Source organism: Anaerocolumna cellulosilytica (assembly GCF_014218335.1).
GTDB lineage: Bacteria > Bacillota > Clostridia > Lachnospirales > Lachnospiraceae > Anaerocolumna > Anaerocolumna cellulosilytica.
Genome location: NZ_AP023367.1, coordinates 2,293,193 through 2,316,578 on the forward strand (window position 1 = coordinate 2,293,193; position 23,386 = coordinate 2,316,578).

The 23,386-nt window shown below is 37.5% G+C and carries 14 protein-coding genes and 2 CRISPR repeat arrays; of the genes, 11 read left to right on the forward strand and 3 right to left on the reverse strand.

Annotated features, from left to right (window positions below; translation table 11 throughout):
• Positions 1-66 precede the first annotated feature (66 nt).
• Positions 67-3,126: a glycoside hydrolase family 2 TIM barrel-domain containing protein gene (locus acsn021_RS09540; RefSeq protein ID WP_184091071.1), complete on the reverse strand. Its 3,060-nt coding sequence runs from the start codon at positions 3,124-3,126 to the stop codon at positions 67-69.
• Between the two features lie 338 nt (positions 3,127-3,464).
• Between acsn021_RS09540 and acsn021_RS09545 the strand changes: the two genes are divergently transcribed.
• Entirely contained in the window at positions 3,465-4,316 is an 852-nt protein-coding gene (locus tag acsn021_RS09545; protein ID WP_184091070.1) for an AraC family transcriptional regulator, read from the forward strand.
• On the opposite strand, the gene acsn021_RS09550 is transcribed toward acsn021_RS09545, so the two are convergent.
• Positions 4,317-5,219, reverse strand: coding sequence for an AraC family transcriptional regulator (locus tag acsn021_RS09550; RefSeq protein ID WP_184091069.1), 903 nt, complete (start codon positions 5,217-5,219; stop codon positions 4,317-4,319).
• Between the two features lie 146 nt (positions 5,220-5,365).
• On the opposite strand from acsn021_RS09550, the gene acsn021_RS09555 reads away from it, so the two are divergent.
• Positions 5,366-6,847 (forward strand): alpha-L-fucosidase, encoded by a 1,482-nt coding sequence (locus tag acsn021_RS09555; RefSeq protein WP_408626150.1) that lies wholly within the window; start codon positions 5,366-5,368, stop codon positions 6,845-6,847.
• A 105-nt stretch (positions 6,848-6,952) separates the two neighbouring features.
• Here acsn021_RS09555 and acsn021_RS09560 read toward each other — a convergent pair whose 3' ends face one another.
• Complete coding sequence (locus tag acsn021_RS09560; RefSeq protein ID WP_184091068.1) at positions 6,953-7,522, reverse strand: DNA-3-methyladenine glycosylase I; 570 nt, start codon at positions 7,520-7,522, stop codon at positions 6,953-6,955.
• Between the two features lie 338 nt (positions 7,523-7,860).
• On the opposite strand from acsn021_RS09560, the gene acsn021_RS09565 reads away from it, so the two are divergent.
• The 9 genes from acsn021_RS09565 to cas2 all read left to right on the forward strand — a co-directional run bounded on the left by acsn021_RS09565 (position 7,861) and on the right by cas2 (position 22,058).
• The gene (locus acsn021_RS09565; protein WP_184091067.1) at positions 7,861-9,768 is read left to right on the forward strand and encodes an AraC family transcriptional regulator; all 1,908 of its coding nucleotides are present in this window, start codon (positions 7,861-7,863) and stop codon (positions 9,766-9,768) included.
• Between the two features lie 201 nt (positions 9,769-9,969).
• Positions 9,970-10,830, forward strand: coding sequence for an AraC family transcriptional regulator (locus acsn021_RS09570; protein WP_184091065.1), 861 nt, complete (start codon positions 9,970-9,972; stop codon positions 10,828-10,830).
• A 678-nt stretch (positions 10,831-11,508) separates the two neighbouring features.
• A CRISPR array of direct repeats spans positions 11,509-13,334; the repeat unit is 32 nt; unit sequence GTCGCTCCTTACATAGGAGCGTGGATTGAAAT.
• Between the two features lie 336 nt (positions 13,335-13,670).
• Complete coding sequence (cas3, locus tag acsn021_RS09575) at positions 13,671-16,103, forward strand: CRISPR-associated helicase Cas3' (protein WP_184091063.1); 2,433 nt, start codon at positions 13,671-13,673, stop codon at positions 16,101-16,103.
• Between the two features lie 430 nt (positions 16,104-16,533).
• On the forward strand, positions 16,534-17,259 hold the full coding sequence (gene cas5c / locus acsn021_RS09580) for a type I-C CRISPR-associated protein Cas5c (RefSeq protein WP_184091061.1): 726 nt from the start codon (positions 16,534-16,536) through the stop codon (positions 17,257-17,259).
• Positions 17,256-19,154: a type I-C CRISPR-associated protein Cas8c/Csd1 gene (gene cas8c, locus acsn021_RS09585; protein WP_184091059.1), complete on the forward strand. Its 1,899-nt coding sequence runs from the start codon at positions 17,256-17,258 to the stop codon at positions 19,152-19,154. Before cas5c ends, cas8c begins: the two co-directional genes overlap by 4 nt.
• Before the next feature lie 56 nt (positions 19,155-19,210).
• The gene (gene cas7c, locus acsn021_RS09590) at positions 19,211-20,077 is read left to right on the forward strand and encodes a type I-C CRISPR-associated protein Cas7/Csd2 (RefSeq protein ID WP_184091057.1); all 867 of its coding nucleotides are present in this window, start codon (positions 19,211-19,213) and stop codon (positions 20,075-20,077) included.
• On the forward strand, positions 20,064-20,732 hold the full coding sequence (gene cas4 / locus acsn021_RS09595) for a CRISPR-associated protein Cas4 (protein ID WP_184091483.1): 669 nt from the start codon (positions 20,064-20,066) through the stop codon (positions 20,730-20,732). The genes cas7c and cas4 overlap by 14 nt, the downstream gene beginning before the upstream one ends.
• Entirely contained in the window at positions 20,729-21,760 is a 1,032-nt protein-coding gene (cas1c, locus tag acsn021_RS09600; RefSeq protein WP_184091055.1) for a type I-C CRISPR-associated endonuclease Cas1c, read from the forward strand. The genes cas4 and cas1c overlap by 4 nt, the downstream gene beginning before the upstream one ends.
• Before the next feature lie 7 nt (positions 21,761-21,767).
• Complete coding sequence (gene cas2 / locus acsn021_RS09605) at positions 21,768-22,058, forward strand: CRISPR-associated endonuclease Cas2 (RefSeq protein WP_184091053.1); 291 nt, start codon at positions 21,768-21,770, stop codon at positions 22,056-22,058.
• 203 nt (positions 22,059-22,261) lie between these two features.
• Positions 22,262-22,890: a CRISPR direct-repeat array (repeat unit 32 nt; unit sequence GTCGCTCCTTACACAGGAGCGTGGATTGAAAT).
• The last annotated feature ends 496 nt before the right edge of the window (positions 22,891-23,386 follow it).

Consider the following 23,386-nt stretch of genomic DNA (forward strand, 5'->3'; position numbering starts at 1 on the left):
CTTTATTGCTGTGAAGTCAAATATCAGAATTGATAAATTTATTTTGTTAATACCCGAATAAAAGTCTTACTTCTTGGTGAGTCGTTCTGTCTTTAAGAATTGTAAAGTCAGATTCCAATGAATATCCTCTTCGCATAACTGATATTTTTCTGCTAAATCGGGACCACAGGAACTGGAGCCTACACCACTCATTTTATAATCCAGACAGAGAATTGTGCCGTCTGATTTTTGCAGCTCATAGTTATGAGCTTTCTGCATTAATTCTTCTTGTGTATAAGCAGTTGCCTGAAAGGAAAAAGGATTCGCACCTGTTATATATATGCTTTGCCCGTAGTCAGAGGTTATTGTAACATCATTGCAACCATAGTGACTGGAATTCTCCTGTGGTTTAATGTAATCTACGTAGGTAGTATCAACCACTTCATCAAATCTACCGAACCAGGAGGAACGGTGTTTATCCATATAACTTTCATTAGGACCATAGCCTAAATAATTTACCTTCTGATATTCTTTTGGCAGGAAGAAGCGAAGCCCAAATCTAGGAAGATATGGTAAATCTGTATTGCGCTTTCCATCTAACTTAAGCGAAACAGTACCGTCAGCCCCAATATACCAGGTTACTTCTATATCAAGTATGTGCTGAATCTGAATGGCAGTAATAGTGAGTCGGCAATGAATGGAAGTACCCTGACTTTCCTGTGTTACCTGTGTATCATAAACTCGTGTAAGAGCTCTATGGTAGCCGGCGTTTTCCCAGGCAGAACGAATTCTACGGTCATTATCAATCGGTGCACGCCAGATGTTATATTCCAAGGGCTTATCTAAAATACAGTGATTGTTAATAATCATGGAATCGAAGTTTCCTCGGAGTTTGTTAAACTGATAGCAGTAATTTGCCCCGGTAAGGATTACCTTGGAAGCATTTTCTTCCATGTGAACTGCAAAAGGTTTATCAACCGTGTTGGCAACAGCTATATCTTTTGCCGATACATAAGGCTTGGAGCTTTCTTTTAAGAACAACTGGTCAAATCCAAGTTCATGTCCTTTTGCAGTAAAAGGTAAATCCTTTGACTGGATATATACAAGTCTTAAAGTAACACTGCCTGTTTTAGTCATATCTGTAATATAGCTTTTATTGTAAGGTATTGTTAGGATTCCTTTTGTATGTGGCTCTAAATGTATAGTTCCAAGTTCTAAAGTCTCTATGAGCTCGCCGTCATAAAGAAGTTCACTGCGCAATGATACATAATCAGACAGGTTAGTAAAGTCTAATTTATTCTCAAGTTCAATCGTTCCATCTTCTGCGTTCAGTAATGCAGCGCGTACTGGACGAATTACATTTTTATATTCAGCCAGTGCAGGATGGGGGATACGGTCAGGGGATACCATGCCGTCTACACAAAAATTGTCATCGTGTGGATATTCACCGGAGTCACCGCCATAATGGAAGATTTTGCGACCATCTGTAGTGATACCGCGATAAATTGCATGGTCACACCATTCCCATACAAAACCACCCACAAACCGGTCATGTTTATAAATGCAATCGAAATAATCTTCAATATCTCCGGGGCCGTTACCCATCGCATGAACAAATTCACATAGTATGTAAGGCTTCGGCTTCTCAGTCAGATATTCTTCAATACTTGGTACAGAAGCATACATGGTACTATATACATCTAGCATAGAAGTGTCATTTATATGGCCTCCGGTTTCATGTACACTGCCTTCGTAATGAAGTAGTCTGGTAGGGTCATAAGCTTTTATAAAACGCCCTGTATCTTCAAAAGCTTTGCTGTAGCCGGCTTCATTTCCCATAGACCACATAATAATAGAAGGGTTATTCTTATCCCGTATAACATTTCTCTGGTTCCGGTCGAGTATAGCATCTGCAAAGATTTCACGTTGTGTAAGATCACCATAGGTAGTTTGGTAACCGCCTCCATAAAAGCTTACGGCACCGTGTGCTTCTAAATCACTTTCCCCAATTACATAAAAACCATATTCATTACATAACCCGGTAAACCAGGGGGCGTTGGGATAATGACTAGTACGGATGGCATTGATATTAGATTCCTTCATCAATTTCAAATCAATCAACGCTTGTTCTTTACGGATAGTATAGCCGGTAACTGGATCACTGTCATGACGATTGACACCTTTAAATTTGACTTTTGATCCATTAATATAAATGATATCCTCTTTTATTTCAATACAACGAATTCCGACTTTTTGGTATATTACCTCATTTGGTGTTGTAATAGTCAGGTTATACAGATAGGGGTCTTCAGCATTCCAAAGATGCGGATTTAATAGTTCTATGGATAAGGTATTGTTTTTAACAATTTTAGTAACCAGCATATTACCATCCCTATCCTGTAAAGTACAAGTTATTGGAACTTCGGAACCGGTAAAACGGAAGTCTACCCTTATTTCGGCTTTGGTATAGGGGGCTTCAAGTAATGTTTTTACAAAGTAATCCTGAATATGATTTACAGGACGTATAAGCAGATAAACATCACGGAAGATGCCGGTCATACGGAATTTATCCTGGTCTTCTAAGTAACTTCCGTCACACCATTTTAATACGACTACGGTTAAATCATTATTGCCGGACTTTAGGTAAGGGGTAATGTCAAATTCGCTGGTAGAATGGGATACTTGACTATAGCCGACGAGTGTCTGATTCACATAGACATAAAAGCAGGAGTCTACACCTTCAAAATTTAAGTAATGCTTGTAAGTATGTAATTCTTGTGTAATAGAAAGAGTTCTATGATAAACGCAGGTCGGATTTTCAGCCGGTACATAAGGTGGGTCATAAGGAAAAGGAAATCTAACATTGGTGTATTGATGACGGTCATAACCATAATTTTGAATACAGCCAGGTACCGGTATTGTGTCATATTTGTCATAGCGGTAATCCGGGGCAGTAAAATCCTCTACTTCAAAAGGGGTGTTATAGAAGCGGAAATCCCAATCTCCACTTAATAACTGTACCCTAGAGCTGTCTTTTATTTCTCCCGGAGCATAAGGAATATAGTAGCTGCGATTTTCTTCACAGCCTTTATGAAGCACTTTGGTGTCCTCATAATATTTTGGTAAGTTAAGTTCTGATTTCAACATGAATACTCCTTTCAATATGATAATTCTAAGGAATTGCATAAGCATAAAATTGTTTTCTGTAATGAATATATCAAAAAACAATCCATATTTCTATACATAAAATTTATGTTCACATGCACAAAGTTTTCAAATTGACAGAATTAAGTAAAAGATTTATGATATAGCTTATATAGTCATTTGCGATACTGTTTTTTTCTGTTTTGAAACCATCAGATTCACCAAAAAGGGTTCCGATGCAGTGGCAAGCCGCCCTTATTTTAATGATTTTGCCCACTTCCAATCGCCACCTATTTCGCAAAGGTCTAATTATAACGGATAAGTTCACAGGAGGAAGTAGTATGTTAACAGTTGTTGGATATTACGACTGGCAATCCAATGAAAAATCTGTATCGGAAGAAGAGTTTTTTGTACATTGCTGCGGAAGATATAAATTGGTACGAACAGAGCGGTTCCAGACAGAACGCCCTCAGGGTGCTGCGAATTACCAGTTAATCTATATTGCAGACGGGAGCGCCAGATTTATGATGGATGGTAAGCTGTATACACTGGAAAAGGGGAATTGTATACTGTACCGCCCAGGTGAGGCACAGTACTATTATTATCATTTGGAAGAACACCCGGACATTTATTGGGTTCATTTCTCCTGTCATGAAGGATGTGCCCTTTTAGAACAATTGAACTTTCAGGAGGGGAATATCTACAATGTAGGAATTCATAACAGTTATATCCACTTGTTTGATAATATAATACAAGAGCTCCAGCTAAAACAGCCTTTTTGTGAAGAGCAGCTAAAATTGATGATACAGCAGCTGCTTTTAAAGATGGGAAGAAATCGGATGATACAGAATAATCTATTTGAGAATTATAACAAGGAGGTAGAAGAAGCCATACGTTTGTTCCACCTTGCTCCAGAAAAGGATTATACCATAAAAGAGTTTACAAGAGAGAGGGGACTTAATTACTATAGATTTATAGATACATTTACAAAATATGTGGGGATGTCGCCAAGACAGTATATCATTAATATACGCATGACGACCGCCAAGGAGTTATTAACCAACTCCTTGTTTCAGATTTCTGAAGTGGCGCAGTTAACCGGTTATGATAATCCTTTATACTTTAGCAGATTGTTTAAGAAGACATGGGGCGTATCACCTACAGAATATCGTAATATAAGCGGCAAGGCGTAATTATAAGATGCGGTATTTACCAGGGGTGATGCCGTATCTTTTTTTAAAGAGGCGGGAGAAGGATACTTTATCTCCAAAACCGCATTTTATACTGATTTCCTGAAGAGAGTCTTTGGTATATTTTAATTGTCTGCAAGCCAATGCAAGACGGCAATTTATAACATATTCTATTGGTGACATACTGCATATATCATGAAATATTCGGGTATATTGCCGTTCTGACAGACAGGCCATAGAGGAAAGGAGGGACAATGTTATCTTTTCTGTATAATTCTCATGTATATAAGTTAAGGTGTGTAAAAACTCCGGCAACTTTAAAGAGGAACTGGTAATATTTGGTGAAAAATTTCTTGCTAAAAACGTAATAAGAGTTAGAAAATAGGCTTTAATAACCACCTTATATCCAGGCTTTTTTTCCAACCATTCTTCTAATAGAAATTCACACAATTGGAGAGCTTGCTGATATTTTAACTCATCCAGTTTCATAAAACTGTTATAATCATGCTGGTATTTTTCAAAGGGCTGTAACACAAAAAGTGCCTGAAAGCCAGACAGTTTTTCTAAGTCCGTATCCATCAGCAATAATTTATCCAAATCAAATTTAAAGTTAAATAGTTTTAGATGATCGACCTGTGCAAGTTCATGCACATAAGAAGGCATAATAACCAGTACATCTCCTTTTGATATGTGATATGTTTTACCTTCAACAATATGGTCAGCACTTCCGCCGATGATAATCTCAAGTTCTATAAAATTGTGACTGTGACCGGAACAGGGACGAGTATGCATCCCTTTATCCATTTGAAAAGGAAAATCAATTCCTGCAAATTCTAAGAGGCTGTATTCTTTCATAATGTCTGGATTGTATAACAAAATGTCTGGATTGTCAACTGATAAAGACATTAAGATATGTTACCATGGAAATATAAGAAAGCAGGAACGGTGTGTCTATTTGGTACACGACAGTCTTGTCTTCTAAAAATTGCTCAAGGTATTATATAGAAAGGATGCCGCACATAACAACCTTTGGAGAAGCAGCCGGCGGCATTATGGAGGTAAGCATGGATAAATTGCAGTATCTACAAGAAATTGAAGAAGTGATTAAGGAAGGAAAGTTTAAAGACACCTGGGAATCTTTATCTGGGTACCGGATACCCGAATGGTATCGGAAAGCAAAATTTGGAATATTCATTCATTGGGGAATCTATTCCGTTCCGGCCTTTGGAAGTGAATGGTATTCCAGAAATATGTATATTGAAGGATCTAAGGAGTTTGAACATCATATTAAGACTTATGGAGAACACAAGAAATTCGGGTATAAGGATTTTATCCCCATGTTTCAGGCACAACATTTTAAAGCAGAGGAATGGGCGGAATTATTTGAAAAATCCGGTGCCAGATATGTGGTTCCAGTAGCCGAGCATCATGACGGCTTTCAGATGTATAAAAGTGAACTGTCTAGGTATAATGCCGCAGAGATGGGGCCTAAAAAGGATATATTGGGAGAATTAAAGTTAGAATTTGAAAAGCATAATCTTACGCTATGTGCCTCCTCACACAGGGTAGAGCATTGGTTTTTTATGGGGCATGGAAAAGAGTTTGAAAGTGATATAAAAGAACCTTTGGTTTGTGGTGATTTCTATTGGCCTGCAATGCCTGAACCGAATCATCATGACCTTTTCAGTACAGCACCCACGAAAGAATTTTTAGAGGACTGGTTACTTCGAACCTGTGAGCTTGTAGACTGCTATAAGCCAAAACTTGTTTATTTTGACTGGTGGATACAGCATGAGGCAGTAAAACCCTATCTAAAAAAATTCGCGGCATATTATTATAACCGGGCAATTGAATGGGGAATGGAAGTTGTAATTAACTATAAACATGATGCGTTTATGTTCGGATGTGCTGTGGTTGACATTGAACGGGGACAATTTGCAGAACAAAAGCCATACTATTGGCAGACGGATACGGCTGTAGCCAGAAACTCATGGTGTTACACAGAAAATAATACGTACAAAACAGCTAGAGAGATAATTTGTGATTTGGTAGATATAGTCAGTAAAAACGGTAATCTTCTTCTTAATATCGGACCGAGGGCGGATGGTACTATACCAAAAGAGGATAAGAGCATATTGTTAGAAATCGGGGAATGGCTCGCTGTGAACGGGGAGGCTATTTATGATAGTAATATATGGCGGATTGCAGGAGAAGGTCCAACCGTAATAGAAGAAGGACAGTTTACGGATAGTAAATCCAAAGTATTTACTTCCAGAGATATCCGCTTTACCGTAAAGGGCAGCTATTTGTATGCATTTGTTCTAAAATATCCGAAAGACGGTATTGTTACCATAGAGGCGCTGGGTGATAAAGATGCTGCCAGGCTGCCCCACTTTCATGGGATTATCAGAGGGATTGAGATTTTAGGCACGAGCAGTAAACCGGAATGGAAGCGTACTACAGACGGGTTAATAATCTATGGTGATATTATAAATACGGATAAGCCGGTGGTGATGAGAATACTTATAGACTAAGGCTTAGAACCCAATGATAACAGTCAAAAAGGGAAAGGTGTAATATAGTAGCCTTTATTCAATGCAGATGAATCAACTACTTTGAATAAAGGCTTGTGAAATATCTTACCGGTTGTGAAGATAACAGCAGGTAAGATGATCATTTACGATTCCTACAGCCTGCATAAAGGCATAAATAATGGTCGTTCCTACAAATTTAAAGCCCAGTTTTTTTAAGTCACGGCTAATCGTATCCGATAATGCAGTACTTGCCGGAACGCTAGAAATATCTGCCCATTGATTCTGTATGGGTTTATAATCTACATATTTCCATAAAAAATCTTGAAAGCTTCCATGCTGTTCTTGTACTTTATAGTATGCCTTCGCATTCCCAATGACAGATTTAATTTTAAGGCGGTTACGAATGACCCCTGTATTTTGCATAAGTTCTTCAATTTTGTTCTCATCATAGTTAATGAGTATAGCAGGGTCAAAATTATCAAAAGCGGAACGTAAGGATTCTCTTTTGGAAAGAATAGTAGACCAGCTTAAGCCGGCTTGCATACCCTCCAAAATAAGCATTTCAAATAATTTTCTATCATCATAAAGAGGAACACCCCATTCCGTATCATGGTATTGTTTTTCTAATTCATTTTGTTCTGCCCAGTCACAACGTTTATAGTGTTTTGTTTCCATATAGTATATCCTTATCCCTTCTAGTTGCATTTAATTTACTAATCTAAAAAATTGTCCGGTTTCCATTATTTTTTACCTGAAATCAGAGTTCCATTCTGTTTTGTGGAACCAGTATAACATATATGGAGAAAAAAAGGAATCAGGTAATATGTCTGTGTTGGCATTGCTATTTTTAGTACTTGCATGAATAGCGAGGTATTTGTTACAATATTACTAGTTAGATAATTCTAACATTGAGAAGCGGCTAGAAATCGGAAAAATTAAAATTATATTGATATGTACGTGCGAAATACATATTGCACTGGTGCTTTAGTACATGCACACAGATAGGAGTTAGAATGAACCATGAAATAGCAGAGATATTAATCTGGGATTCTGTAAATATAAAAGTGTTGGATGTCAGAAGAAGAGAGGTGAATCGGGAAGAGGAGCTTAATTCTTATGTATTACCGACTTCAGGATTTATATTTACAACAGGAAGAGTACAGCTGTCTTTGGATGATGTACCATATGAAACAAATCGCTTTAGTATCTTTCATGGAAGAAAGGACACTAGGCTTTCTATTTTGGCAGGAGATGATACCATAGAATATTTTATAGTACTGTACCGTTCGGGAACGCAGAGAAGTGAGCGAGTGGTACAATCACCTAATGAATCTGAGACAAATCCTTTTAGGAAAACATATGGTTTTACACCAGAGAATCCAATTTTTTATCTAGAACTATTAAGAAGGATGCATACCCGCTGGCAGACAGGTGAACCACTAGACCGATTTTATGTAAAGGGTGCATTTTATCAGCTTGTATATGAAATCTATGAAGTCATAACCTCCAAAAAACTTGGGGCACTACAACCAGATATAGTTCTTATGTGTCAAAGTTATATGAAGAATCACTATCTGGAGGTAATATCCATCAAGACATTAGCAGATAATCTTAATATAAGTTATAGCCAGTTAATCAGGAATTTTAAAAAAAAGACGGGGCAGAGTCCCCAAGAGTATCTTACTGGAATTAAGATAGAATCCGCCTGTGATTATTTGGGGAAAACAAACATTCCAATGAAAGATATCGCGAATTCCTGTGGATTTTACGATGAATATCATTTTAGTAATTTATTTAAAAAACATATGGGAATATCACCAACTAAATACCGTAAGAAAGTTACATCAACTATGAAAGATACATCCATTGCTGATAAGAGGGATAGTTCCTATAATGAGGAAGGATATAAAAATTTGATTAATCTAACTTATGAAAAAGGAGAGATTACCATGAAGAGAAAAATGAAGCAGCATGCAGCTTTTGCAGCGGCGTTAAGTCTTGTATTATTGATGGGCGGTTGCAGTGCTCCGGCTGGGGAGACGAATAGTCAAAGGGAGACTTCTGTGCAGCAGGAACAAGAAAATAACGCAGAGGCAGATACAGCGGAAACAAAGGTGGTAGAAACCTTAAAAGGGGATGTCGAGGTACCATTGAATCCGCAGAGGATTGTTATAGGTTTTTTTCAGGGGGATTTACTGAAATTAGGCATTAAGCCGGTTGGCTCTTCTTTTAACGATGATGCGGTATTTGAAGGGGAGCTGTCAGATGTCACAGTAGTTGACCCCTGGGGACTGGATGCAGAACAAGTGATGTCTTTAGAACCTGACTTAATTATCTGGAATAACCCGGATGAATATGATACTCTAAGCAAGATAGCACCTACCGTAGTAATGGATTATTATTCTATGACAGTTGATGAACGGGTTACTTTTCTTGGGGAGCTGGTTGGTCGGAAAGAACGGGCTGAAACAGCATTGAAAGAGTTTCATGATAAAGTAGAAGCTGGTATCAAAACTATATCAGATAATGGTTTACAGAATGAGACGGTCATCCTTTTAGAAAATCAAGCAGCGGGTTCTCTTAGAGCCTTTGGAGATAATTATGGCAGAGGCGGAGAACTTATCTATCAATACTTGGGATTGAAAGCTCCACAAAGAATCATAGATGAGGTTATTCGTGTACCTGAAACTAATTTTATTGATATTTCTTATGAAGCATTGCCTCAGTATTCTGCTGATTTTATCTTTTCTGATGAAAGAATAGTGGAACTTGAAGATAACACAGTGTGGAAAAGTTTACAGGCTGTTAAAGAAGATAGATTGATACAAACCAACAGCGGCATGTTTTGGTTTTCAGACATAACTTCCATGAATGCACAATTGGATTTTATACTTGAGAACTTGCTTGCAGCTGCAAAATAAACAACAAAAAAGAGCAGACTTGAACATGAACCGCTCCCCGTCAAGTAGACAACTGAAAAAATGGTTCTTAATAAATGTTGGGGTGTGTGGCAATCTATAGCTCCTTTTTCGTGAACAGAATGCAAAGTATTGCCTACTTGTGAAAGATTGGGTATAATAGTAATATCTAATTGTAGTGCCGAACAGGAGGTCAGTGATTGCTTGAACTGTATTGTATTTGAAGAAGAGATGGAGGGTATTACCATAGACCGAATTGTCAGAGACTATGAATTTACTATGCCCATCAGACATTTTCATAATGAATTTGAAGTGTACTATCTTTTAAAAGGAGAGAGGTATTATTTTATTGGCAACAGAACTTATCTTGTGAAGCAGGGAAGTCTTGTTTTTGTAGATACCAATCAAATACACAAGACCGGTCTTGCAGGAGCATCTTATCATGACCGTATATTGATTATGATGAATAAATACCAGATGTTGCCCATAGCGAAATTGGCAGGAATCTCTTTGACACAGTTTTTTTCAGAGAATTACGGTGTTGTAGAGCTTAAGGAAGTAGAACAAAAAAATGTGGAAAGCCTTTTGTTTCAGGTAATGGATGAGATAAAAGAAAAAGCAGAGGGATATGAATTCATTGTACGTGCAAAATTGATAGAACTGATTATGAATGCTCTAAGGTACAAAAATCAAGAGCAGATTGTAGATAAGGGTACTACGGCTCAGACTGCAAAACACAGAAAGGTTCATGAGGTTGTTGATTATATAAACCAGAATTATACAAGTAATCAATCCCTAATGGAACTGGCAGAGCGTTTTTATGTGAGTAAATATTACTTAAGCCGAATATTTAAAGAAGTAACTGGCTTTACCGTTATGGAATATATTCATGTTCTGCGTATAAGGGAAGGAAAGAAGTTGCTAACCGACAGTGACTATAAAGTAACGGAAATTGCAGAACGACTAGGTTTTGAAAGTATAACTTATTTTGAGAAGGTATTTAAAAAATATTCAGAAGTATCTCCAATAAAATATAGAAAACAGAAGGATAAGAGAAAGTCATGAAAGGTTTAATAATCCAGCCATACTTGGGTAACAGAGTAATCTAAAATGGTGAGAATATACCAGCTAATTCTTTTGGTGATTTTATCCTTTATAGTATAAAAACTTTTGACTGGCTAGTAAATTTGTTGTTGTAATCGTTTTTGACAGCACTAAAAAAGCAAAGATTATAAAAGAGCGATTTCCTGTTGATTGTGAGGAAGCATTAATTTTGTGAGCGAGCTTCTGCAAATTAAAGACTTAGCAATGAGGGGGAATGAACATGGGGTATGATGAATTGATACATCGCAGATATTGAGTAATAAAGTGATTTAACAGGATAAAAAGTACGTATATTAGAAGCGGACGGGGTAGCCCTCCCACAGCTGTAAATTATCTACCACAGCATATTTTATTGAATACCAAAGAAGGTTTTGATACAATAAAGGATTGTAAGATGTTTTAGAAATTCATATGAAGAAAAAGAGAAGGAATGCTTTCAATTCCTTGTTTCGAGTAAATGCAATTAATGGTGCGAATGTGAAGTGAACATGAATTCATTGGGACATTCGCACCTGTATTCTGGTACTATTTATAACTATTATTGAATTTGACTTTATTGCTGTCTGGTGCTATAGTATAAAAATCAGTATATTGCATAAATGTTTTCATTTATAAAGATATTTTCTAAGCATTTTTGCTGTCGCTCCTTACATAGGAGCGTGGATTGAAATGCAGACGCAAATGGATTCCGGTAATGTTTTTTTTGTCGCTCCTTACATAGGAGCGTGGATTGAAATAATTGGTGATGCCCTTAACAATTGGTTTTCTGGCAGTCGCTCCTTACATAGGAGCGTGGATTGAAATATTTGCCAATGGTGCGTTGAAATACGACAGCAAGTCGCTCCTTACATAGGAGCGTGGATTGAAATTCTAATAAACAAATTTAAATCCGCCAACATAAATGTCGCTCCTTACATAGGAGCGTGGATTGAAATAATATTAGGCAAACCACTAAGGATAGAATCAACAACGTCGCTCCTTACATAGGAGCGTGGATTGAAATATCAGTATGCACAAAACTATACATCCCACGATATGTCGCTCCTTACATAGGAGCGTGGATTGAAATCCACTGTAGACCAGTCTAATTCACTCACAAATCCATGTCGCTCCTTACATAGGAGCGTGGATTGAAATTCTAATAAACAAATTTAAATCCGCCAACATAAATGTCGCTCCTTACATAGGAGCGTGGATTGAAATAATATTAGGCAAACCACTAAGGATAGAATCAACAACGTCGCTCCTTACATAGGAGCGTGGATTGAAATATCAGTATGCACAAAACTATACATCCCACGATATGTCGCTCCTTACATAGGAGCGTGGATTGAAATAACTAAATCAAATATTGAAACAACAGATACTACTGGTCGCTCCTTACATAGGAGCGTGGATTGAAATATGTTATAAAGAGATATAAAAATTACAGTGGAAAGTCGCTCCTTACATAGGAGCGTGGATTGAAATCGTAAAGTCTATATCCAATCCACCGTTTAACTCTGTCGCTCCTTACATAGGAGCGTGGATTGAAATTGAAATAAAATAAGCAAGCTATAAGCTTGCAAAAGTCGCTCCTTACATAGGAGCGTGGATTGAAATTCCATTATCAGGATTAATGTCCAAACAATGCAAGGTCGCTCCTTACATAGGAGCGTGGATTGAAATCCAATAGTCAGCATTGTAATTTACAGGCAGAGCTGTGTCGCTCCTTACATAGGAGCGTGGATTGAAATTATTTTGGTATAAATTTCACCGGCTGATTTATTTGTCGCTCCTTACATAGGAGCGTGGATTGAAATGTCTATTTCAACTTCTATTACTTGATTTTTAGCGTCGCTCCTTACATAGGAGCGTGGATTGAAATCACTTAGTCCTTCTGAAAAGGTGCAAATTGCATAAGTCGCTCCTTACATAGGAGCGTGGATTGAAATATTTAATCCTCCACCGATATTTACTTGCCACCCCGGTCGCTCCTTACATAGGAGCGTGGATTGAAATCATATGTTAAAACCATACCAGAAGCGGTGCCAAGTCGCTCCTTACATAGGAGCGTGGATTGAAATTCCAAGAGCTAACCGCAGAAAATGATCGCAGACTTGTCGCTCCTTACATAGGAGCGTGGATTGAAATGTACTTTTACGATTGATATTAAACCAGGTTATAAAGTCGCTCCTTACATAGGAGCGTGGATTGAAATTAGATTTTAACAGTATTTCGTTTAAAAAAATAGGCCGTCGCTCCTTACATAGGAGCGTGGATTGAAATCACAATCTATTGGCAGTTAAACTTGTCAAATAAAGTCGCTCCTTACATAGGAGCGTGGATTGAAATTATAATGAATATTTGCATGTTATAACCGGCACTGTCGCTCCTTACATAGGAGCGTGGATTGAAATCTTGCTTGAATACTTAGACTTGTCCCGATAAAACGTCGCTCCTTACATAGGAGCGTGGATTGAAATTACACAAGGGATAATAAACAAATGTCCTTATTAACAACAATAAGATGTGACAGAGCCAAAGATTATATGAAAACTACTTCGACTTTCAATAATTAGGACCTTCGTTTAAATAATGGAGGTGCTTTTTATTTGTTGTAAAAAATATTTGCGTTAAAAAACATTCAATTCCTTTTATCTCATAATAATTGGGTAGTAATTAAAACAAAAAATAAATGAAATAATTATGGACATGTGTTCATAATTTGTACTATAATATCCATAAATCTACAAATTATTACCATATGTGGAATTGAAAATATCTGATATTATCTTACGTACGTGAAGGAAGGAGAAGGAATGGAGAGTGAAAGAATATATCCGGCACACTTTCGAATAGAGGATGAAACAATACAGTCTGTAGAAGAACATTTACAGGCAGTTAGTAATTTATGCGGAAAATATGCAGCAAAATTACAATTTGCAGAAACAGGAAGATTATTGGGTTTGCTGCATGATATAGGAAAATATTCAGAGAATTTTTATCAATACATAACAGAATCCATTCGTAAAGAAATAGCTGGTGAAGAACCAGTGAGTAAAAGCGTAGATCATGGAAAGCATGGAGCAATGCTTGTTTTAGAGCGCTATCATAATGGATCTAAAACACAGCAAGCCCTCGCCGAAATTTGTGCCTTGATTCTTTGCTATCATCATGGTGGTTTAGAAGATTATATATCGGAACGCTTAGACATAAAACTTTTAACGCGCTGTCATTGGGCGGAAGGAAAGATACAAGAAGAAGAGTCCTTTGTTCAGGCAAAAGAACAATTTTCTCGAAGAATATTGTCCTTAAGGGAATTAGACGTGATGTTTTGTCATGCAGTAGAAGAATATGAGAATTATTGTAAGCAGCAAGACAAAGTGCCTGTTAACAAAAAGTATAGCATGCATTTACTTATAAAATTTTTATATAGCTGTCTCATTGATGCAGATCGATACGATACCTACTTATTTGTTAGAAGGGAGAAAGAAGAAGGCGAAATAGATACGGAGCCTTTATGGGAGCAGTTTAGCAGACAATTGCATGTAACAGAAGAAAAGTTCAGAAATCAAGTAGCGAATACTCCTTTAGAACAAACCATAAAAGAACTTCGATTTGGTATATGGAAGGAATGCCACCAATTTGGAAGCAAACCAGAAGGCATATACACATTGACAGTACCAACGGGTGGGGGAAAAACACTATCAAGTTTACGATTTGCATTAAACCATGCTCAGAAGAATAAAAAGACTAAAATTATATATATACTGCCCTTTACTTCAATTATAGAACAAAATGCAGAGGTAGTAAGAGATGCGCTACATGCAGAAAATTACCTACTGGAACATCATTCCAATGTATCGAATCCATCGAGCGAGAAAGCAGATGAACTGGAATACAGACAACTGTTAACGGAACGATGGACCACACCAATTATATTTACCACTATGGTGCAATTTCTTAATACGCTTTTTGCAGGAGGCACGAAAAATATCAGACGGCTACACAACTTAACAGATACCATATTAATTTTTGATGAAATACAGGCTCTTCCGGTAAGATGTATTTCTCTGTTTAATGATGCAGTCAATTTTTTATATAGCCGCTGCAGAAATACGATTCTATTATGTTCTGCCACGCAACCAGAATTATCCAAAGTAAAGCATAATATTCATGTTACGGGAGAAATAATTTCAGATTTATCAACAAAGTTCCAATCTTTTAAACGAATGGAAGTAATTGATGCCAGATATGAAAAGATTATGTCTGTAGCAGAAGCAGGTGAATTTGTTCGGGAATTAAAAGCAAGCAATGAATCCATATTGCTTATATTTAATACGAAGAAATCTGCAAGTGATGTTTACTGTGAAATCAAACGAACACTAGGGGAGGCATCATGCGACTACTTCTTTTTAAGTACCAATTTATGTTCTGCTCATAGAAAGCAAAGAATCGCAAAAATGAAGCAGGAACTGAAAGAACATAAATCCTTGATTTGTGTCAGTACTCAATTAATTGAAGCGGGAGTTGACATTAGCTTCTCTTGTGTAGTTCGTCATTTATCCGGCATGGACTCCATTGCTCAGGCTTCTGGCCGAGGAAACCGCCATGGCAGCGGTGAGATTAAAAAAACTTATGTTATCCGGCTGGAAGGGGAACACCTAGGCTCTTTAGAGGAAATCAAACTAGGGGAAAATTGTACAAGCGGGGTTTTGGATGAATATCGAAGGAATCCGGAAAAATTTGATTCTGATTTACTGTCTCCGGCTACGATGAAACACTACTATTATTATCTGTATCACAAAAATATAATTCAGGAAAAAATGGATTTCCCCGTTGATGCAAAGCATTCTATATATGAAATGTTATCTGAACCAAATAAACGCCGTGATTATGAGTGTTCCACAAATGTAAACTACCCATTTATCTTTGAGTATATGTTTAAGAAAGCAGGAGAAAGCTTTTCGGTTATTGATGAATACTCAGAAGGAATACTGGTCCCATATGGAGAAGGGAAAAGTTTGATACGGGAATTACAGACAAACAGCTGGTACCCAAGCTATGATTTTATTCACCGTGCGCAGCCATACATGGTTAATATTTCGCAGACGATGCGAAACAAACTTGTTGAAAAAAATGCATTGCACTTTGATAAAAAAAGTGGAGTGTGGATGTTAGAAGACCGGTTCTATAACGATGAACTTGGTGTTGTTCTGGAGGGAGGAGAAATGCAGTTTTTGGATTTTTAATAAAAAATAGTTGCTATACAGTTAAAAAAGCAACTATTTTTTATAACTAATATATATTTTTCAATCCACATCAAAATTTGATGACGGTTTATTTTATCATAAAATATAAAAAAAAGAAAGAAAATTCATATTGACAAGAATAAAAAATAAAAGTATCATTATATATGAATTATACAAATTAATTCATATACATTAGTATATAAACAGTATGAATCATTATAACGAAATAAGGTTTACAATCTCTTAAATAACCTCAATTATAGGCAATTTCGAAACTGTTATTTTATGTGTAGGAACCAGTCAAAATCACCAAAAACAGGTTGCGATTATTGGGAAGTCACTTTTATTTTGATGATTTAACCTACTTCCAACCCCTAGACCTATCGTTTCGCAAACGCCTAAATAACCTCAAAGTAGAAAGGAGAAACAATTGGAGAATGCAATTACCTATCAAGTATATGGAAGATATGCCCTCTTTACAGATCCGATTACAAGAATAGGCGGAGAGAAAACTTCTTTGTTTGTACCAACGTATCAGGCACTCGTAGGCGTAACGGAAAGCATTTATTGGAAGCCTTCAATCAAATGGCGGATTGAAAAAATCCGAATTTTGAATCCCATTCGAACAGAGTCCAAAGGAATAAGGCCAATTAAGTATGGAGGAGGCAATGATTTAAGCTATGCCACATACCTTAGTGATGTATCTTACATAGTGAAAGCGCACTTTGAATGGAATGAGAATCGAAAGGATCTGGCGCAGGATTTTATAGAACACAAACACTTTTTCATAGCAAAACGCTGTATTGAAAAGGGCGGAAGACGTGATATTTGGCTTGGGACCAGGGAGTGTGCGGCATATGTGGTGCCTTGTGACTTTGATCAGGAGCAGGGATATTATGATAACTACGGTGAAATGGATTTTGGTATGCAATTTCATAGTTTTTCTTATCCCGATGAGAATGGAGAAGGCATACTTTATGCTAGGTTTTGGAAACCTAAAATGGTCAACGGAGTAATTGAATTTTGCAAGCCGGAAGAGTGCAGTATCACAAAGAAAATTCATAAAATGAATAAAAAAACCTTTACAGAAGGAATCAATTTTTCCGGATTAAAGGAACCGGGACTTTTACATGGCGATCAGGGAGGAAATCTATGAGTTGGATGGCTACGTTAGAAGAAACATATCGGAATATGGAAAAATCGAGCTTATTTGATTCACTTCTTCCCATTGCACATACCACGCAGCAGGCTCATATCGAAGTAACGATTAATGAATTGAGCGAGTTTGTAACAGCAAATGTAATTGCAAAGGAAGATGCGGAAACAGTGATTCCAAGCACGGAACAATCTTCAGGAAGAGCTGGATCACATCCCGTCAACCATCCACTTATGGACAAGCTGCAGTATGTAGCCGGAGACTACACCTTGTATGGTGGAGAAAAAGGTGATTCTTTTCATAAGAAATATATGGAGGATTTGCGTGCATGGTGTCAGTCGGAATATGCCAATCCCAAGGTGCAGGCACTCTGTCATTATCTGGAAAAAGGTATTTTAATCCAAGATTTAGTACGAGAAAAAGTGTTACATTGTGATGAGAACAAAAAACTATATCAGTCATATCCGGATAAAGAAACGGAACCGGAAATATTCAAAAGAGTTACCGGAAATCAAAGTGATGCGTTTGTTCGTTTTATTGTAAACGGATTTCCACTCGATAATGAATCCAAAGCAGAGCTGTGGAAAGACAGAAAACTACAAAAAGACTATATAAACTATTATTTATCCAAAAGAGAAGGGAAGGGCTTGTGCTATATCACGGGAGAACTGCAAAGTCTTTCTGTGAACCATCCGAGTAAGCTTCGCAATACAGGTGACATGGCAAAACTCATTTCTTCTAATGATATGCAAGGTTTTACCTACCGGGGACGGTTTTTATCTGCAGACGAAGCAGCCGGAATCAGCTACGAGGCATCGCAAAGAGCCCATAATGCTCTTAAATGGCTGGTAAATGATCGGGGTAAAAATTATGGCGGAAGAGTATTTATCACCTGGAACCCAAACATGTATGAGGTACCGGATATTTATGATGATAGTTATGACCTGATTTTTGGTAAAGCAGAGAAGAAACCGGTGCAATGTACAGCAGAGGAATTTGCCGAGGAATTGGGGCGTTATATGAATGGATATTCCGGCAAAATATCCTATTATGATAGAATTGCCATACTGGGTATGGATGCGGCAACGACTGGGCGCATGGCAATTACCTTCTACCGGGAAAGTCTGAAAAATGAATTGATTGAAAATCTTGGCTATTGGCATTCAACCTGTGCATGGCGGCATCGTTATAAATTCACCAAACAAAAAGAAGTGATAGAATTTTATGGAGCTCCTGCTCCACGAGATATTGCATTGGCGGCATATGGAATTGAACGAAGCAACTATCTAGAAATGGAAGCAAAGCTTGAGAAAAATATTGTGGAATGTTTATTACATTGCATTATTGACCGTGCAGAGCTACCTTATGATATTGTAAAAGCTGCTTATCGAAATGCTTGCCATCCACAGAACTATAACAATTATTTTACATGGTTTAAAGTAGTGACCATTAGCTGTGCACTATTAAGAAAATACTATTTAGAAAGAGAAAAGGAGGAATGGAGCATGGAGGTAGATTATAGTAAGGAAAGCCTGCCATATTTGTGTGGAAGACTTTTAGCGGTAGCAGATGTCATGGAACGAAGAACTTATAGTGAGGACGATAAAAAAAGAACAACAAATGCAATGCGGTATTTTACCAAGTTTATGGAACATCCTTGCCAAACATGGGAGACATTGAACAAGCTGCTGCCTCCATACCTTGCGAAACATGGAGAAAAAGCTTTTTGGTATCAAAAATTATTAGGTGAAATTTCAACAAAATTGGAAGAACAAGACTTCCTAGAAGCAAGAAATTTAGATGGGAGAATGCTGTTGGGATTTTATGCCCAATTCCATGAAATGAATCAAAAGCATGAAACGGAAAAGACAGAAGAAAAAAAGAATGAGGAGTAAGTTAAAAATTAAGAAAGGCAAAAATCATATAGAATATACAATAGGAGGATATTAATATGTCAGTATTGCAAAATAAAATTGATTTCGTAGCTGTGATAACTTGTAAAAATGCTAATCCAAACGGAGATCCACTCAATGGAAATCTTCCAAGAAAAACATATAAGGGATTGGGTGAAATAACGGATGTTTGTCTTAAAAGAAAGATCAGAAACCGTTTACTGGATATGGGAGAAGCAATTTTTGTACAGTCGGATGATAAGAATGTGGATGGTTATACCAGCCTTCATGACAGGGCAGACAGCAATCGTGAGTTAAAGGCAGCGGAGAAAGCAAAAGATAAGGTGGCATATGCGAAAGCAGCTTGCAACGCATGGGCGGATGTGCGGAGCTTTGGACAGGTGTTTGCATTTAAAGCAGAGAAAGGCGGCGGTGTTTCGGTAGGAGTGAGGGGACCCGTATCCATTCAACCCGCCTTTAGTGTTGAAACAGTAGACATCACAAGTACACAGATTACAAAGAGCGTTAACAGCGAATCAAAGGACAAAAAGGGTTCAGATACTATGGGAATGAAACATAGAGTTGATTTTGGCGTGTATTTATTAAAAGGCAGTATTAATGTCCAATTGGCAGAATTAACTGGTTTTACAACCGAAGATGCAAATCATATAAAAGAAGCAATTCGTACCTTATTTATGAATGACAGTTCTTCTGCCAGACCAGAAGGTTCTATGAATGTTGAAAAGTTGTACTGGTTTGAACATAATAATAAATTGGGACAATATTCAGCAGCAAAAGTACACGATTTGGTAAAGGTTAAGTACATAGCAGAACCAGGAAAATCGAAAGATACATTAAAAGATGATTATATGATATCTCTTGATAAGCTGGAAGGACTTTCCTGTGAAGAATATGACGGAATATAAAGAAGAGGATTACTTGATGCTGTCTGGAATTCAACATTTTTCTTTTTGCAGAAGGCAGTGGGCACTGATTCATATTGAAAAACAATGGGATGAAAATGTCCGTACAGTAGAAGGCAATATAATTCACCAAAAAGCCCATAATAATATGTTTGATGAAAAGAGAAAAAATATTATAATCTCCAGAGGAATGCCCATATACTCAAACTCTCTTGGAACTAGTGGAGAATGTGATATTGTAGAATTTCATAAAGCAGACGATGGAATCAACCTTGTTGGTGAAGAGGGTTTATATCAGGTCTTTCCAATTGAGTACAAACGTGGGAAAGAAAAAGAAGAGGATGCGGACAGACTTCAACTGGCAGCACAAGCAATGTGTCTGGAAGAAATGCTTTCCTGCCAAATTAAAGAAGGATATTTATATTATCACGAAATTCGCCGAAGGACAAAGGTAATCGTAGATAATGAACTTCGCCAGAAAGTCTATGAGATGTTTATCGAAATGCACCAAATGTTTGAACGCAAATATACACCAAAAGTAAAACGAGCAAAACGCTGCAATGCCTGTTCCTTGAAAAACATTTGTCTTCCGCAATTAAATTCAGTTAGTACGGTACAAGAATACATGAACCGTATGCTAGGGGAGGATAACGAATGAAGCGATTATTGAACACACTATATATATCAAACCCGGAATCTTATCTTTCTTTAGATGGAGAAAATGTTGTAGTTAGGCGAGATGAGAAAGAGGTAGGAAGGGTCCCCTTACATAATATTGATGGAATTGTGAGTATGGGCTTTGCCGGGACAAGTCCAAGACTTATGGGATACTGTGCCGAGAAAAATATTTCTCTTACGTTTTTATCGACAAGCGGAAGATTCCTTGCCACTATTTGTGGAGAATCAAAAGGAAATGTAATATTGAGGAAAGAACAATATAGAATTTCTGATAATAAGGAACAGTCGTTACGTATTGCAAAAAACATGATACTTGGAAAGGTATATAACAGTAAGTGGGTACTAGAACGTACCATCCGTGACTATTCATTACGACTGAATACAGAGATATTAAAGGAAAAAAGTGAATACCTTACTGCTTCCATCAAGAGTATTCAACAAGCCACGGCTATGGACCAGTTGCGTGGGATGGAGGGGGAGGCAGCATCGGTTTACTTTTCTGTATTTGATACCATGATTCTGCAGCAAAAGGATAAATTTCAGTTTGACAAGCGTAACAGAAGACCACCTCTTGATAAAGTAAATGCCTTATTATCGTTTACCTATACGCTGTTAGTGTCTATGTGCAAATCAGCCTTAGAAACGGTCGGATTAGATGCATATGTTGGCTTTATGCATACCGACCGTCCGGGGAGAGCCTCTTTGGCACTTGATCTTATGGAAGAATTGCGTTCGGTTTTAGCAGACCGTTTTGTACTTACCTTGATTAATAAGAAAATGATACATGCCAGTGGATTTTATCAAAAGGAGAATGGTGCAGTAATCATGGAGGATGAAACACGTAAAACGGTGATTTTTGCGTGGCAGTCTAAGAAACAAGAGGAAATCGTGCACCCATTTTTAAAAGAAAAAATTGAATGGGGAATGGTACCTTATGTTCAAGCTTTGCTCTTAGCTCGATACGTGAGGGGTGATCTAGATGCGTACCCTCCGTTTTTATGGAAGTAGGTGGATAATGCTTGTACTCATTACATATGATGTAAATACGGAAAGTGAAGGCGGGAAAAAGCGCTTACGGAAAGTTGCAAAACAATGTGTTAATTACGGACATCGGGTTCAAAATTCTGTATTTGAATGTATGCTGGATACAACACAATTGAGGCAATTACGTGGAATTTTAGAAGGTATCATTGATGTTGAAAAGGATAGCCTAAGGTACTATTTGCTTGGGAAAAATTATAAAGATAAGGTGATTCATGTTGGAGTGAAAGAAAGTTTGAACTTAGATGCGCCATTAATTCTTTGATGCATAATTCATTCCTACATGTGGAATCAACAAGGTGCGAATGTGAAGTGAACATGAAATCACTGGGAGATTCGCACTGAAAATTAGTGTTGTTTAATACTATTATATGATTTGATATTATGAGTTCCGAATGATATAGTATAGAAATTAGCAACTTGTACAAATATTTATTTCTTATAATAGATTTTTACTACATTTTTGCTGTCGCTCCTTACACAGGAGCGTGGATTGAAATAAAATATTCACAGCAGTGAATTAACAGGAACACTAACGTCGCTCCTTACACAGGAGCGTGGATTGAAATTTTGACTGGGTCTATCCATTTTTTAGGTGCTTTTGTCGCTCCTTACACAGGAGCGTGGATTGAAATATCTATCGCACAAAGTACAGTAATATGCTTTAATAGTCGCTCCTTACACAGGAGCGTGGATTGAAATCCACTGCCTTTTACATCACTGTAGATATAAAGACCCGTCGCTCCTTACACAGGAGCGTGGATTGAAATCCGTTTACGCAGTTAACTAAATAAACATGAGCAGTCGCTCCTTACACAGGAGCGTGGATTGAAATGGTCAAGGGTACTGTTGATACTATATCTGTTGCGTCGCTCCTTACACAGGAGCGTGGATTGAAATAACCGCAATAAGAGAAATAGACTGGCAATTAGTTGTCGCTCCTTACACAGGAGCGTGGATTGAAATATGGCAACACCTAGGTTATCCATCATGGTAAAATGTCGCTCCTTACACAGGAGCGTGGATTGAAATGCATTTTTAGGGAGGTTAGTCGTGCGGATGAGCGTCGCTCCTTACACAGGAGCGTGGATTGAAATTTATTTATGCAAGGAGTATAAACTATCCCCTGATACTTCGCTCCTTACACAGGAGCGAAGTTGTCATTAGCCTTATTTTGATGATATGGCTACTTCTAAAGGATATCCGTTCCGATGATGTAGGGAAGGAAAATGCAAGAGTATCAAAGTCACTTGGTGAAGCACTGAAGGAAAACGGCATTTCGTATCCAAGCACTTCAAATCTTCTGGCTCTCACAAATCTCTATACGGTATCTTGGCAGAAGAGTTATTGAGGGAAGCTCAAGATTAGAATGTCAGCCATTTACTTTTGGAGCAGCCATGGAATACTGTAGCTCCTTAAAGAAGACCTCTAGGCCGTTTCCATACTCTTTTGTGTCTGCTATATAATTGTGGTAAAAGTCGTGAAGTCACTCCAATAGTCGGTCCACAGAAAACTTGTCTTGTCCTCTTCGCGGAATTGAGTGTATGCAGGTGAAAGAAAACCCAATATTCCAATACATTAATTTGCTTTGCT